Annotated in this window: 13 protein-coding genes; 6 read left to right on the top strand and 7 right to left on the bottom strand. The window is 68.0% G+C overall.

Annotated elements, in window-relative coordinates; genetic code table 11:
- Window positions 1-41: 41 nt before the first annotated feature.
- From JLDANKMP_RS03510 to JLDANKMP_RS03500, 3 genes are all read right to left on the bottom strand, one after another.
- The gene (locus tag JLDANKMP_RS03510) at window positions 42-572 is read right to left on the bottom strand and encodes a hypothetical protein (protein ID WP_212560545.1); all 531 of its coding nucleotides are present in this window, start codon (window positions 570-572) and stop codon (window positions 42-44) included.
- 51 nt (window positions 573-623) lie between these two features.
- The gene (locus tag JLDANKMP_RS03505) at window positions 624-932 is read right to left on the bottom strand and encodes a DUF3861 family protein (protein ID WP_005408441.1); all 309 of its coding nucleotides are present in this window, start codon (window positions 930-932) and stop codon (window positions 624-626) included.
- A 295-nt stretch (window positions 933-1227) separates the two neighbouring features.
- Window positions 1228-1626 (bottom strand): HU family DNA-binding protein, encoded by a 399-nt coding sequence (locus tag JLDANKMP_RS03500; protein WP_005408442.1) that lies wholly within the window; start codon window positions 1624-1626, stop codon window positions 1228-1230.
- Window positions 1627-1998: 372 nt separating this feature from the next.
- Between JLDANKMP_RS03500 and JLDANKMP_RS03495 the strand changes: the two genes are divergently transcribed.
- A complete protein-coding gene (locus tag JLDANKMP_RS03495; protein WP_005408443.1) occupies window positions 1999-2430 on the top strand; it encodes an OsmC family protein in 432 nt (143 codons plus the stop codon).
- A gap of 158 nt (window positions 2431-2588) precedes the next feature.
- Here JLDANKMP_RS03495 and JLDANKMP_RS03490 read toward each other — a convergent pair whose 3' ends face one another.
- On the bottom strand, window positions 2589-3467 hold the full coding sequence (locus JLDANKMP_RS03490) for a PhzF family phenazine biosynthesis protein (RefSeq protein ID WP_212560544.1): 879 nt from the start codon (window positions 3465-3467) through the stop codon (window positions 2589-2591).
- Between the two features lie 131 nt (window positions 3468-3598).
- Window positions 3599-4471 (bottom strand): PhzF family phenazine biosynthesis protein, encoded by an 873-nt coding sequence (locus JLDANKMP_RS03485; RefSeq protein WP_212560543.1) that lies wholly within the window; start codon window positions 4469-4471, stop codon window positions 3599-3601.
- A gap of 75 nt (window positions 4472-4546) precedes the next feature.
- On the opposite strand from JLDANKMP_RS03485, the gene JLDANKMP_RS03480 reads away from it, so the two are divergent.
- The 3 genes from JLDANKMP_RS03480 (at window position 4547) to murD (ending at window position 9960) form a co-directional block, all read left to right on the top strand.
- Window positions 4547-7141, top strand: coding sequence for a bifunctional aspartate kinase/diaminopimelate decarboxylase (locus JLDANKMP_RS03480; RefSeq protein WP_123958292.1), 2595 nt, complete (start codon window positions 4547-4549; stop codon window positions 7139-7141).
- Between the two features lie 76 nt (window positions 7142-7217).
- Window positions 7218-8570, top strand: a complete 1353-nt coding sequence (gene murL, locus JLDANKMP_RS03475; protein ID WP_043034178.1) for a UDP-N-acetyl-alpha-D-muramoyl-L-alanyl-L-glutamate epimerase — start codon at window positions 7218-7220, stop codon at window positions 8568-8570.
- Window positions 8551-9960 carry a UDP-N-acetylmuramoyl-L-alanine--D-glutamate ligase gene (gene murD / locus JLDANKMP_RS03470; protein ID WP_212560542.1) on the top strand — a complete coding sequence of 470 codons (1410 nt, stop codon included), beginning with the start codon at window positions 8551-8553 and terminating at the stop codon, window positions 9958-9960. The genes murL and murD overlap by 20 nt, the downstream gene beginning before the upstream one ends.
- A 55-nt stretch (window positions 9961-10015) precedes the next feature.
- On the opposite strand, the gene JLDANKMP_RS03465 is transcribed toward murD, so the two are convergent.
- Window positions 10016-10609, bottom strand: coding sequence for an SMI1/KNR4 family protein (locus tag JLDANKMP_RS03465; RefSeq protein ID WP_212560541.1), 594 nt, complete (start codon window positions 10607-10609; stop codon window positions 10016-10018).
- Window positions 10610-10741: 132 nt separating this feature from the next.
- Here JLDANKMP_RS03465 and JLDANKMP_RS03460 point away from each other — a divergent pair, with 132 nt between their 5' ends.
- Window positions 10742-11533: a dienelactone hydrolase family protein gene (locus tag JLDANKMP_RS03460; RefSeq protein ID WP_212560540.1), complete on the top strand. Its 792-nt coding sequence runs from the start codon at window positions 10742-10744 to the stop codon at window positions 11531-11533.
- 188 nt (window positions 11534-11721) lie between these two features.
- Here JLDANKMP_RS03460 and JLDANKMP_RS03455 read toward each other — a convergent pair whose 3' ends face one another.
- The gene (locus JLDANKMP_RS03455) at window positions 11722-12720 is read right to left on the bottom strand and encodes a polyprenyl synthetase family protein (RefSeq protein WP_012479378.1); all 999 of its coding nucleotides are present in this window, start codon (window positions 12718-12720) and stop codon (window positions 11722-11724) included.
- Between the two features lie 214 nt (window positions 12721-12934).
- Between JLDANKMP_RS03455 and JLDANKMP_RS03450 the strand changes: the two genes are divergently transcribed.
- Window positions 12935-14548: an alpha-glucosidase gene (locus JLDANKMP_RS03450; protein ID WP_212560539.1), complete on the top strand. Its 1614-nt coding sequence runs from the start codon at window positions 12935-12937 to the stop codon at window positions 14546-14548.
- Window positions 14549-14653 lie beyond the last annotated feature (105 nt).

Below are 14653 nucleotides of genomic sequence, written 5' to 3'. Positions count from 1 at the left end.
GCCGGGACGGCTGAATCGCGCGTGCATGCCGCTGCAATGGTTCAGTCCAGCGTTGGCCGCAGTTGCGCCGACTGGATCTGCCAGCCGCGGCCATCAGCACTGGGCTGCACGCGGTACCAGCCGCCGAAGCGGAAGGTCCCTTGGGTGGTGACCGCGCGGATCCGCACCGGCACCTCCAGCAGCTGGGGAGGATGCTGGCCGTCGCGTGCCACCGGGGGCTCGCTGTCCAGCCGCAGCGTACGCACGCCCTGCAGCTGGCGTATGGCAGCGTCATCTGCGCGGTGCGGGTCGGCCGGTGGAATCGCCCATGCCGCGTCGCTGGCGCTGCGGTTGCGGTTGAGCAGCGCGATCACGTAGCGGTTCAGCATCACCGATGGTGGCTGGGCGTCGGCAGAGACCGCAGCGAACAGCGGATCGATCGCCGGTGTCTGCAGGGACGCCGCTTCGGTGCCGGCGATGCCCTGCGTTCCGGCGCTGGCGACAGCCGGCGCTGGCGCAACATCGGGCGCTGCCGCAGGCCTGGAGCAGCCGAGCAGCGCCAGGGGCACGATCAGGAAAAGCGTCCTGCGCATGCCTCCTCCCCGAGGCGATGTGGGGGAGACAGTGTATCGGCTGCGCGGGAATCAGCGGGAGGAGGGCAACTGCTCCAGCGCATCCAGTGCCGGCAGCACCTGCCCGGCGATGGCGGCCAACGCATGTCCATCGGTCTCTGCGTGGCGCTGCACGATGTCGCGCAGCAGCTGGGTGGCGATCACCAGGGTCGCGCGTTCATCACCGCTGATGCCAGCGGTGCGTGGCGCCGCTTCCAGCAGGCGCATCAGGTCGCGGCTGGCGCGATGTTCCAGTTCGATGGTGCAGCGCCCGGTGCACTGCAACCCGTCCTTTTCGATGGGGGTCACCGAGATCCGGTAGCGGGTGGAGGGGCTGGCCATGAGGGGATGCTCGCCGTAGCTGTGGAGGATGTGCCCACCTTAGGCAAGGCCGTGCCCGGCGGCGATGGCCGGGGCTGCACGCAGTGTTCCACCCGGTACGTTCCAGGGCCTGCCCAGGCCGCGCATGGCTAATGGCGACGGGCTTGAACGGGGATTTTCCAGTATGCGGCAACGCTGTGTTGCGGATGCCCCGGGGCGGCGCATCCACCCGTGGCGTGGACCTGCTGCCGGGAACGTGCAAAAGAAAACGGGACGGCCAGAGCCGTCCCGTCGGAATCCGCGTTGGGGCGCGCGCTTACAGCGCGGCGTCCTTCAGCTTCTTCAGCGGACGCACCTTCAGCTTGGTGGTGGCCGGCTTGGCAGCGAACCACTGCTCTTCCTTGGTGAACGGGTTGATGCCCTTGCGCTTCGGCTTGGCCGGCACATTGACGGTGGTGATCTTCAGCAGGCCCGGCAGGGTGAAGGAGCCAGCGCCCTTCTTGTGCACCGAGGAGGCAACGGCGCTTTCCAGCGAGGCCAGCACAGCGCGGACGTCCTTGGCGACGACGCCGGAGGCTTCAGCGATGTGTGCAACCAGGCCGGACTTGGTCAGCACTTCCTTGATCGGCTTCGGAGCGGCCGGCTTGGCGGCTGCCTTCGTCGCGACTTTCTTCACTGCCTTCTTCGGGGCAGCCTTCTTAGCGGTCTTTGCCATGGTTTCCTGTTCCGTGAACGGTTGGTTGTTTGGTCGGCGCCGAACCCCGTCGGCAAGCGCAATGTAGGGCAACTCTTGGGCGCCGCCAATAGCCCGAAGCGCGGAAAGTGCATGTTTTTTCATATCCAGGCCGATTCAGTACATGGCGCGCAGTGGGGGACGGGGGTGTGGCAGCGCGCGCGACGGCCCACGCCCGCCCATCGGCGGAATGCGCGAAACCACTGAAAACAAGAGAAAAATGCGTTTCCGGCTGGTGAGAAAGTGTCCACGCGCCGGGTTCGGAAGGCGACCTGCGGCGTGCGGCGGAGCGACGCAGGGCTAACGCCTCCCGTGCGAGGGTGACCGTTCATCACCGTCACGCAGGAGCAGCACATGGGAATCTCGCGACACGCCACCGCGCACTGGGAAGGCGATCTGAAGTCGGGCAAGGGGCAGCTGAGCACGCCGCAGAGCGGGCTGCTGGACAAGACACGCTACGGCTTCAACAGCCGTTTCGGCGACGAAAAGGGCACCAATCCGGAAGAGCTCATCGCTGCTGCGCACGCCGGTTGCTTCACCATGGCGCTGTCGGCCAAGCTCGGCGAAGCCGGCTTTACCCCGACCTCGCTGGATACCGAAGCCAAGGTCGATCTGTCATTGGAGGGCGGCCCGCAGCTGTCGCAGATCCGGCTGAAGGTGAAGGCAGTGGTGCCGGGTATCGACGCGACGCAGTTCCGTGCGATTGCCGATGACGCCAAGCAGAACTGCCCGGTGTCCAAGGCGCTGAGCGCGGTGCCGATCAGCCTGGAAGCCGAGCTGGGCTGAGGGTAGTGCCGGCCGCTGGCCGGCAACCGCATGATGTCGAGGTCCAGGTAACAGCCGGCCAGCATTATGGCGGCCTTCCTGGCCGCCACCCTCCGGGCCGTCGCGTCCGACGTTGGCAGCGGCTCCTGCCGCTGCCTTCGGCTCCACCTCGATGGTGTTTACCAGTCGATGGTGCCGCTGATCACCGTCTGCACCTGGCCGCCCGACCAGACCTCGTCGTCCTGGTCGACCAGCAGGGTCAGGCGCGCGTCATGGCCGACTTCGCGGCCCTGGCTGACTTCAAACGGCGTCCGTCCACGCGGCAGCGCGTCACGCAGGTCCAGCCACGCGGCCAGCACCGCATTGGCCGCACCCGAGGCGGCGTCCTCGAAGCGGCGTCCATTGCCGACGAAGGCACGTACGGCCAGGTCGAAACCCTCGCTGCCATCGCTGAAGGCATAGGCGAACACGCCCATGCTGTCGGTGGATTCAGCCAGTGCGGCCACTGCATCCCAGTCTGGCTGCAGCGCGCGCAATGCGGCCTCGTCGGCCACCTGCACCACCCACCAGCTGCGGCCGCCCTGCATGCGTGCCGGCGGCAGTGTGCCCAGCGGCCAGTCCTTCAGCGCGGCCTGCAGGCGCGGATCGGTGGCCTCAGCGGTTTCGGCCAGCTGCGCGCGCGGGGTGCGGATGGCGATGCGCTGCTGCGTACCCTCACCGCTGACGCGCAGCGGCAGCGCGCCGGCAATGCCGTCCTGCACCAGCACGCCGTCGACCGCTGCGGCCAGGCCCGCCTGCAGCACCGCGTGCGCGGTACCGACGCTGGGATGGCCCGCGAACGGTACTTCCTTCTGCGGGCTGAACATGCGCAATCGATAGCTGGCGCCCGGCACCTGCGGCGGGAACACGAAGGTGGTTTCGGGCAGGCGCGTCCAGCGCGCGATGGCCTGCATGCTGGCGTCGTCCAGGCCCTCGGCATCGAGTACCACGGCCAGCGGATTGCCAGCGCCGGCGCGCGGGGAGAACACGTCCAGCTGCAGGAAACGGCGGGTGGTCATCAGGCGGCACTCCAGTAAACAGGCCGCATAGCGTAGCGCGGGGCACCAAAAAGGGGACGGAGGGAATTAAGTCGCTTTTGCCCCATGTGCCATAAGCGACTTAATTCCCTCCGTCCCCTTTTTTCCGTGGGCTACCAGCGGATGCTGCCGTCGATCACGCACTGCACCTGGCCGCCGATCCACACCGTGCCCTGCGCATCGACCTGCACCTGCACGCGACCATCGCGACCGACTTCGCGGCCCTGGCTGGCGACGTAGCGGCCCTCGCGGCCGGGCAGGGCATTGCGCTGGCGCAGCCAGGCACCGATCAGCGCATTGGCGCTGCCGGTCACCGGATCTTCGGGCACGGCGGCCGCATCAGCGGGGCAGAAGGCGCGCACCACCCGGGTGTGGTCGTCGCCGGCCTCGTCGGCGAACACGGCCACACCGGTCGCGTTGGTGGCGAGGCTCCAGTCGGCCAGCGTGGCCATGTCCGGCACAAGGTTGCGTACGGCGGCGGCGTCGCGCAGCGGCAACAGCCACCAGCGTGCGCCGTTGTCCCACAGTTCGGGCACGTGCCCGCTGTCGGCCAGCGCCAGCAGCGCTTCGGGCGCTCCGTCGGCCGCTGTGTCCAGTTGCCGCGCCGGTGGGCTGGCCAGCTGGATCTGCAGTGCCTCGGCCGGGCCGCTCACCCGTACCGGCAGCAACCCCGCCGCGCATTGCTGCAGCAGGGCACCGTCGTGCGGTTGCGCCAGGCCGCAGGTCACCGCCGCCCAGGCGGCGCCGACGCTGGGGTGGCCGGCGAAGGCCAGCTCGCGGGTCGGGGTGAAGATGCGGATGTGGTAGTCGGCGCCCGGCGTGCTGGGGCGCAGGAAGAACACCGTCTCGGACAGATTCAGCCAGGCGGCCAGAGCCTGCATCTGGCTGCTGGAGAGCCCGTCGGCGTCCAGGATGACGCCCAGCGGGTTGCCGGTGCCGGGGTGGGGGGCGAAGACATCGAGCTGCAGGTAACGGAGGACGGCCATCTACGGGGATATTGCGCTTAGAATCAAAGGTTCCGCCCCCGAGGGCGGCTTCCCCACATTCTACATAGCCAATCCATGTCAGCTTCCCCCCTTGTCGATCGTTGGATCGTACTGAAGTTCGGCGGCACCTCGGTGTCGCGTCGTCACCGCTGGGACACGATCGGGAAGCTGGCGAAAAAACGCGCGGAAGAGACCGGCTCGCGCGTGCTGGTGGTGGTGTCGGCGCTGTCCGGGGTCACCAACGAACTGACCGCGATCGCCGATGGCGCGCCCGACAGCCGGGACCGCGTGGCGGCGCTGGTCGAACGCCACGAGGCCTTCCTGGTTGAACTCGGCCTGGGCCGCGAGGTGCTGGCCGATCGCCTCGCCGCGCTGCAGGGCCTGCTCGACGACACGCGTGCAGCCACCCGTCCGCTCGACTGGCAGGCCGAAGTGCTGGGCCAGGGCGAGCTGCTGTCCTCCACCCTGGGTGCGGCCTACCTGCGCGCGTCGGGCCTGGACATGGGCTGGATGGATGCCCGCCAGTGGCTGGACGCGATGCCGCCGCAGCCGAACCAGAGCGACTGGTCGCAGCGCCTGTCGGTGAACTGCCAGTGGCGTGCCGACGCGGAATGGATGCAGCGCTTCCGTGCGCAGCCGACCCGCCTGCTGATCACCCAGGGCTTCATCTCGCGGCATGCCGATGGCGGTACCGCCATCCTCGGCCGCGGCGGCTCGGATACCTCGGCGGCGTACTTCGGTGCGCTGCTCGGTGCCAGCCGCGTGGAGATCTGGACCGATGTGCCGGGCATGTTCAGTGCCAACCCGAAGGATGTGCCGGACGCGCGCCTGCTGACCCGCCTGGACTATTACGAGGCGCAGGAAATCGCCACCACCGGCGCCAAGGTGCTGCACCCGCGCTCGATCAAGCCGTGCCGCGATGCCGGCGTACCGATGGCCATCCTCGATACCGAGCGCCCGGAACTGCCGGGCACCAGCATCGACGGCAGCGCCGCGCCGGTACCAGGGGTGAAGGCGATCAGCCGCCGCAACGGCATCGTGCTGGTGTCGATGGAAGGCATCGGCATGTGGCAGCAGGTCGGCTTCCTGGCCGATGTGTTCAATCTGTTCAAGAAGCACGGCCTGTCGGTGGACCTGATCGGTTCGGCCGAAACCAACGTCACCGTGTCGCTGGATCCGTCCGAGAACCTGGTCAACACCGATGTGCTGGCCGCGCTGTCGGCCGACCTGTCGCAGATCTGCAAGGTGAAGGTGATCGTGCCGTGTGCGGCGATCACCCTGGTGGGCCGTGGCATGCGTTCGCTGCTGCACAAGCTGTCGGACGTGTGGGCCACCTTCGGCCGCGAACGCGTGCACATGATCTCGCAGTCGTCCAATGACCTGAACCTGACCTTCGTCATCGACGAGGCCGATGCCGATGGCCTGCTGCCGGTGCTGCACGCCGAGCTGATCGACAGCGGCGCGATGCCGGTGGAAGAGACCGAAGTGTTCGGCCCGCGCTGGCGCGAGATCGCCGGCACCGTGCGCCCCCGTGGCACGCCGTGGTGGCGCGGCCAGCGTGCGCACCTGCTGCAGCTGGCCGATGCCGGTACGCCGCGCTACGTCTACCACCTGCCGACCGTGCGCGCCCGCGCCCGCGCGCTGGCCGCGATCAAGCCGATCGACCAGCGCTACTACGCGATCAAGGCCAACAGCCACCCGGCCATCCTGCAGCTGCTGGAAGCCGAGGGCTTCGGCCTGGAATGCGTGTCGCATGGCGAGCTGAAGCACGTGTTCCAGCACCTGCCGGAACTCTCGCCCAAGCGCGTGCTGTTCACCCCCAGCTTCTGCCCGCGCAGTGAATACGAAGCCGCATTCGCGCTGGGCGTGACGGTGACGGTCGACAACGTCGAGGCACTGCAGCGCTGGCCGGACCTGTTCCGCAACCGCGAGCTGTGGCTGCGCGTCGACCTGGGCCGTGGCGAAGGCCACCACGCCAAGGTCCGTACCGGTGGCAAGGAGTCCAAGTTCGGCCTGCCGATCGCCCGTGTCGACGAGTTCGTGCGCGCAGCCACCGATCTGGGCAGCCGCGTGGTCGGCCTGCATGCGCACCTGGGCAGCGGCGTAGAGACCGCGCAGCACTGGCGCCTGATGTGCGATGAGCTGGCCGGTTTCGCCCGCCGCATCGGCAGCGTGCAGACCATCGACATCGGCGGCGGCCTGCCGATTCCGTATTCCGCCGAGGACGAGCCGTTCGACCTGGATGCCTGGGCCGAAGGCCTGGCTGAGGTCAAGGCGCTGCATCCGGCGTTCCGCCTGGCGATCGAGCCGGGCCGCTACCTGGTGGCCGAATCCGGCGTGCTGCTGACCCACGCCACCCAGGTGGTGGAAAAGGACGGCGTGCGCCGCGTCGGCCTGGATGCCGGCATGAACGCACTGATGCGCCCGGCGCTGTACGACGCCTGGCACGACATCGAGAACCTAAGCCGCCAGGGTGGGTATGCCGAGGCGGCGTTCGATGTGGTCGGCCCGATCTGCGAATCCAGCGATGTGTTCGGCAAGCGCCGCAAGCTGCCGGTGTCGACCGCGCCGGACGACGTGATGCTGATCGCCGATGCCGGCGCCTACGGCTATTCGATGGCCAACACCTACAACCAGCGGATGCTGCCGCGCGAAGACGTGATCGAATGATTGCCACGCGCGCCCCGCACCCGCCCACCGACACGCCCCGCGCCATCGCGCGGGCCCGTGCCTGACCGGATACACCATGACCGCTTTCGATAAACACCAGGTTTCCCGCTTCCGCTTCGTCCGCTGCGAATTCGCCGCGGAGACCGGCGTGGCCAGGCTGGTCTATGCCTTTGATGACGGCCCGGAGATGGTGGAAACCATCACCGTGCCCGGCGCCCCTTTCGTGCTGGACGAGGCGCGTGCCGCCGCCGTGCAGCGTGCGCTGCAGCTGCTGCACCTGATCGCCGGTGTCAGCTACTACAAGGCGGGCGTGCCGGAGACGGTCAGCATCGACAGCTACAGCATCGATGCCGATACCGCCGCACTGGTGGAGACCATTTACCTCAACGGCCTGGGCGAATTCGCCTACCGCAATGGCCTGAACCTGCGCGGCCGCTTCCGGTTGCCGGTGCAGGGCGAGGCCGTGCAGGCGCCGTCGCTGGGCCTGCAGCCGCACGCGCTGGTGGCCATCGGCGGCGGCAAGGATTCGCTGGTCAGCATCGAAGCGCTGCGCCGTGCCGGCGTGGACGAGACCGTGACCTGGATCGGTGGCTCGCAGCTGATCCGTGCGTGCGCCGAGCGCACCGGCCTGCCGACATTGAACCTGGGCCGCACGCTGGCACCTGAACTGTTCGAGTTGAATCGCCAGGGCGCATGGAACGGCCATATCCCGGTGACGGTGGTGAACTCGGCGATCATGGTGCTGGCCGCGTTGCTGCACGGCGTGGACCAGGTGGTGTTCTCCAACGAGCGCTCGGCCAGCTACGGCAGCCAGATTCCGGGCACCGGCGAAGTGAATCATCAGTGGTCCAAGGGCTGGGCCTGCGAGCAGGCGTTCGGCAGCCATGTGCAGAAGTACGTGGCGGCGGACCTGCAGTACTACTCGCTGCTGCGCCCGATGTCCGAGCTGGCGGTGGCCCGCCAGTTCGCCAAGAGTGACTTCTACGACGCGCATTTCTCCAGCTGCAACCGCAACTTCCACATCCTCGGCGAGCGCCCGGTGAACCGCTGGTGCGGCGTCTGCCCGAAGTGCCATTTCGTGTTCCTGGCACTGGCCCCGTTCATGCCCAAGACGCGCCTGGTGCGCATCTTCGGCCGCAACCTGCTGGATGATGCCGAGCAGGCCGGTGGCTTCGATGCGCTGCTGGAATTCCAGGACCACAAGCCGTTCGAGTGCGTGGGCGAAGGCCGCGAATCGCGTGCGGCGATGGCGACCCTGGCGCAACGCCCGGAGTGGAAGGAAGACGTGCTGGTGAAGCGCTTCTGCAACGAGATCCAGCCGCAGCTGGATGCCGCCGAACTGGAACTGGCACCGCTGCTGCAGCTGCAGGGCGAGCACCGGGTTCCGGCTGCGCTGTGGGAACGGGTGCGTGAAGATTTCGAAGCTTGACGGAAAGCGCGTTGCGCTGTGGGGCTGGGGCCGTGAGGGCCGCGCCGCGTTTGCGGTGCTGCGTGAGCGCCTGCCCACGCTGCCGCTGAGCCTGTTCTGCCCGGCGGCTGAAGTCGAGGCCGCGCGTGCGGAAACGCAGGGCGTGCTGGACGTGCGTGGCGAGCCTTCTGCTGAAGCGCTGGCCGCGTTTGACGTGGTGATCAAGTCTCCCGGCATCAGCCCCTACCAGCCAATCGCGCTGGCGGCGGAAGGGCAGGGCACCCGCTTCATTGGTGGCACCGCGCTGTGGTTCGCCGAACACGCGGCCGACGATGGCATCGTGCACGACACCGTGTGCGTGACCGGTACCAAGGGCAAGAGCACCACCACCGCGCTGGTCGCGCACCTGCTGCGTGCCGCCGGCCACCGTACCGGCCTGGTCGGCAACATCGGCCTGCCGCTGCTGGAAGTGCTGGATCCGCAGCCCGCGCCCGAGTACTGGGCGGTGGAACTGTCCAGCTACCAGACCGGTGAAGTGGCACGCAGTGGCGCCCGCCCGCAGGTGGCGGTGGTGCTGAACCTGTTCCCGGAACACCTGGATTGGCACGGCAGCGAACAGCGTTACATCGAAGACAAGCTGCGGCTGGTGACCGAAGCTGCGCCGCGCATCGCCGTGCTCAATGCCGCCGATCCGCATCTTGCCGCGCTGTCGTTGCCTGACAGCGAGGTGGTCTGGTTCAACCAGCCGCAGGGCTGGCACATGCGCGGTGACATCGTGCACCGTGGCGAACAGCCGGTGTTCGATACCCGCGACACGCCGCTGCCGGGCCGCCACAATCGCGGCAACCTGTGCGCGGTGCTGGCCGCGCTGGAAGCGCTGGGGCTGGACGCGGTGGTGCTGGCGCCGGCGGTGCAGCACTTCCGTCCGCTGCCGAACCGCCTGCAGCGCATCGGCGTGGCCGATGGCCTGACCTACGTCAACGATTCGATCAGCACCACGCCGCATGCCAGCCTGGCTGCGCTGGAGTGCTTCGCCGGCCAGCGCATCGCGCTGCTGGTGGGCGGGCACGACCGTGGCCTGGACTGGACCGATTTCATGCAGCACATGGCCCACGATGTGCCGCCGGTGGAGATCGTGACCATGGGCAGCAACGGCCCGCGCATCCACGCCATGCTTCAGCCGCTGGCCGATGCCGGTCGCTTCGGTCTGCATGCTGCGGGCGATCTTGCCGAGGCGATGGCGCTGGCGCGCGCCGCGCTGGGGGAGCAGGGGGGGGTGGTGCTGCTGTCGCCGGGCGCGCCGAGCTTTGGTGCGTACCGCGATTACGTGGCGCGTGGCCGTCATTTCGCCGAGCTGGCCGGATTCGACCCGGACAGCATCAGCGCGATTCCGGGCCTGGGCATCGGGTAGTGCCGGCCGCTGGCCGGCAACCCTCCGGAGAAATCCATCCACGCATGGCGTGGATCTACTGTTCCTCGTCGATGAACGCGTAGCCGCCGTCGATCAATTGCTGCAGATACGCATCGAAGCTGGGCGCGATCACTGCGTAGCTGTCCGGGTCGTGCAGGTAGCGCACCACCTGGCCGACCGTGCCGCCCGGTGCAGGGTTGAAATCCAGGTAAAGCATCGACGTGCCGCCGTTGTTCATGCAGTGCGAGAAGCACAGGCGGCGGTTCATCGGCAGATCCGCGTCGATGCCTTCACCCAGAATCTCCGGCTCGTCATCCAGCCACTCTTCGTAGATGGAACGGATGCTGTCGTCCCATTGCTGCTGGTCCTCGAAGACCTGCGCGACCGAACGCAGGTAGTACGGGTAGCCGCCGTCTTCCACGTCCGACCCGAGCATCAGCACGCAGACCCCGCCGCCGGGGTACTCGCGGAAGTGGGTGCCATCGACGCGGGACAACAGTTCCACCAGGCTGTCAGGCACCTGCGGCCATTGCATGCGCAGGCGCTGCAGGTCTTCTGCGCTGGCGCCCTGGACGTGAGCCCATTGCGGGGCATCGTCGGCAGGCAGGCGTGGGATCAGGCCAGACAGAAAGCGGTCAACAAGGTTCATGCGAAAAAGGGGACGGAGGGGATTAAGTCGTATCCAACCACACCTGCGTCACGTCGCCAATGCAGAATGCGACGCGGGAGGGGCGAATACGGCTTAATCCCCTCCGTCCCCTTTTTCTTGCGGAGCAGGCGCATGAATCGTTGGCGATGCGGTGTGGCGGTGATGCTGGGGCTGGCGGCGATGCCGGCGTGGGCGGCGATGAAGACGCAGCCGGTGGAGTGGAAACACCAGCGCACGACCTTCAGTGGCGTGCTGGTCTATGACGACGGCGACAACGACAAGCGCCCGGGCCTGGTGATGGTGCCGAACTGGAAGGGTGTGAACGAATCGGCCATCGAGAAGGCCAAGCAGCTGGCCGGCGATGACTACGTGGTGCTGGTGGCCGATGTGTACGGCAAGGGCGTGCGGCCGAAGACCGATGCCGAGGCCGGGCCGGTGGCGACCAAGCTGCGCAACGACCGGCCGTTGCTGCGGGCACGTGCGCTGGAAGCGGTGAACGTGCTCAAGGCGCAGGCCGGCAAGGTGCCGCTCGATGCCAGCCGGATCGGTGCGGTGGGCTTCTGCTTTGGCGGCACCACGGTGCTGGAGCTGGCCCGTGCAGGTGCGCCGTTGGCCGGTGTGGTCAGCCTGCACGGCGGGCTGGGTTCGCCGCTGCCGGCGCAGGCCGGTGGCAGTCACCCGTCGGTGCTGGTGCTCAACGGTGCCGACGACAGGAGCGTGACCGCCGAGGATATCGCCGGTTTCCAGAGGGAAATGAACGCGGCCAAGGTCGACTGGGAGTTCACCAACTACAGCGGGGCGGTGCACTGCTTCGCCGAGCGCGATGCCAACAGTCCGCCGGGGTGCCAGTACAACGAGCGGGCGGCCAAGCGCGCGTGGAAGGCGCTGGATGAGTTCTTCGAGGAGCGCTTCGAGAAACGTTGATCCGCGCAGCGGTAGTGCCGGCCGCTGGCCGGCAACCTCATGATGCTACGGATGTCATCGGGAATGCCGGCCAGCGGCCGGCACTACCGGATGCGGTCAATGCGGGCGTTTCCGTGCCGACCAACGGTCGGCACCCACCGGAATGCCGGTGGGTGGGTGCCGACCGTTGGTCGGCACACCTCAACCCATCAATGCGAACGCTGCACCGCGTAACGCGCCAGGCCACGCAGGGCCGCTACGGCATCGTTGTCGCCCAGGCCATCGAGCGCGCGCTCGGCGGCTTCGGCATATTCCTCGGCACGCGCGCGGCTGTACTCCAGGCCGCCGGTGGAGCGGATCGCGGCCAGTACTTCCGGCATCGCCGAGGCGTCGCCGTCCTGCACGATGGTGCGCAGGCGTTCGCGGGTAGCGTCGTCGGAGTGGGCCATCGCGTGGATCAGCGGCAGCGTGGCCTTGCCCTCGGCGAGGTCGTCGCCCAGGTTCTTGCCCAGTTCCTCGGCATTGGCCGAGTAGTCCAGCACGTCGTCGGCGATCTGGAACGCATAGCCCAGGTGCATGCCGTAGTCGAACAGGGCCTGCTGGGTGGCTTCGTCCACGCCGCTGGCCAGCGCACCCAAGCGGGTGCCGGCGGCGAACAGAACCGCGGTCTTGCGCTCGATCACACGCAGGTAGGCGGCTTCGTCGGTATCCGGGTTGTGCACGTGCAGCAGCTGCAGCACTTCACCCTCGGCGATGCGGTTGGTGGCGTCGGCCAGGATCTGCATCACCGGCATGCGCTCCAGCTCGACCATCAGCTGGAAGCTGCGCGAGTACAGGAAGTCGCCGACCAGCACGCTGGGCGCGTTGCCCCACAGCGCGTTGGCGGTGCTGCGGCCACGGCGCAGGCTGGATTCGTCCACCACGTCATCGTGCAGCAGGGTCGAGGTATGGATGAACTCGATGATCGCCGCCAACTGGTGGTGCTCCGGACCGGCCTGGCCGACCGCGTGGCCGGCCAGCATCACCAGCATCGGGCGCAGGCGCTTGCCGCCGGCGGAAATGATGTGGTCGGCGATCTGGTTGATCAGCACGACGTCCGAGGACAGGCGGCGCCGGATCAGGGCGTCGACGGCGGCCATGTCGGCCGCGGCAAGCGACTGGATCTGGGGCAGGCCCAGGGCGGGACGGGTGTCTTCGGTGATGGTCATGCGATCAGGCTTTCAGGCTCACCACCGATTATAGGCGCTGGCCGTGAATTCGGGCGCAAACGGGGCTGGCCGGCGTTCCCGGCCCCGCAAACGCTGCCGCCTGCGTGAATACGTATGCAGGTTGCGCCATGCCCGCGAGGCCGCCGCTAAGCTTGCCGGAACAGGATTTCGGCCCGCTTCTGGCGGGTCCCGCATGCCCGGAGGGGGGCTGTCGATGTCGCACTATCCATGGTGGCGCGGAGCCGTCATCTACCAGATCTACCCGCGCAGCTACCTCGATGCCAACGGCGATGGCGTGGGCGACCTGCCGGGCATCATCCAGCGCCTGGACCATATTGCCGCGCTGGGCGTGGACGCGATCTGGATCTCGCCGTTCTTCAAGTCGCCGATGGCCGACTTCGGCTACGACATCGCCGACTACCGCGACGTCGACCCGCTGTTCGGCAGCCTGGACGACTTCGACCGCCTGCTGGCCAAGGCGCACGACCTGGGCCTGAAGGTGATGATCGACCAGGTGTTGAGCCATACCTCGATCGAGCACGCCTGGTTCCGCGAGAGCCGCCAGGACCGCGGCAATCCGAAGGCCGACTGGTACGTCTGGGCCGACCCGCGCGAGGACGGCACCCCGCCCAACAACTGGCTGTCGCTGTTCGGCGGCGGCGCCTGGCAGTGGGAACCGCGCCGTGAGCAGTACTACCTGCACAACTTCCTGGTCGACCAGCCGGACCTGAACTTCCACAACCCGGACGTGCAGCAGGCCACCCTGGACAATGTGCGGTTCTGGCTGGACCGCGGCGTGGACGGCTTCCGCCTGGATGCGATCAACTTCTGCTTCCACGACGCGCAGCTGCGCGATAACCCGCCCAAGCCGGCGGACAAGCGCGTGGGCCGCGGCTTCAGTCCGGACAACCCGTACGCCTACCAGTACCACTTCTACAACAACACCCGACCGGAGAACCTGCCATTCCTGGAGCAGCTGCGCGCGCTGCTGGATGAGTATCCGGGCGCGGTGAGCCTGGGCGAGATCTCGTCGGAAGACTCGCTGGCCACCACCGCCGAGTACACCCAGGACGGCCGCCTGCACATGGGCTACAGCTTCGAGCTGCTGGTGGACGACTACAGCGCGGCCTACATCCGCGACACGGTCTCGCGGCTGGAAGCGGCGATGACCGAAGGCTGGCCGTGCTGGGCGGTTTCGAATCACGATGTGGAACGCGCGGTCAGCCGCTGGGGCGGCTATCCGGCCGATCCGCGCCTGGCGCGGATGCTGGTGGCGATGCTGTGCTCGCTGCGCGGCTCGGTGTGCCTGTACCAGGGCGAGGAGCTGGGCCTGGCCGAGGCCGAGGTGCCGTTCGAGGCGCTGCAGGACCCGTATGGCATCACCTTCTGGCCGAATTTCAAGGGCCGCGACGGTTGCCGTACCCCGCTGCCGTGGACCGACGCTCCGCTGGCTGGCTTTACCTCCGGCACGCCCTGGCTACCGATCCCGGCCGAGCACCGGGCGGCGGCGGTGGCCGTGCAGGAGCGCGACCCGCACTCGGTCCTGGCGGCGTTCCGCGCCTTCCTGGCCTGGCGGCGTAGCCAGCCGGCGCTCCTGCATGGCAGCATCCGGTTCATCGAAAGCGCCGAGCCAGTGCTGCTGTTCGAGCGTATGCTTGCAGATGAAACCCTCCTGCTGGCCTTCAACCTGTCGGCCGAAGCGGTGAGCCATCCGCTGCCGCCGGGCAACTGGCAGCAGGTGGCGGTGCCGGGCCCGGATGCGGGCACGGTGCAGGGCAATGAACTCCAGCTGCCGCCGCGCGCGGTGTATTGCGCCCGACGCAGCTGACCGTTTTCTCCGGTGGCGGTACTTGCGGGGACGGGGCCGAAGCGCCCCGTCCCTTTTTTGTGGGTGGGATTGCGGTGAAGGGCATCCACGCAAAAGAAAACCCGC

Origin of the sequence: Stenotrophomonas sp. PE591 (assembly GCF_018320795.1) — a bacterium.
Classification (GTDB): Bacteria; Pseudomonadota; Gammaproteobacteria; order Xanthomonadales; family Xanthomonadaceae; genus Stenotrophomonas; species Stenotrophomonas maltophilia.
The sequence above is the reverse complement of the archived record's forward strand: the minus strand, read 5'-3'. Positions and strand labels throughout refer to the sequence as shown.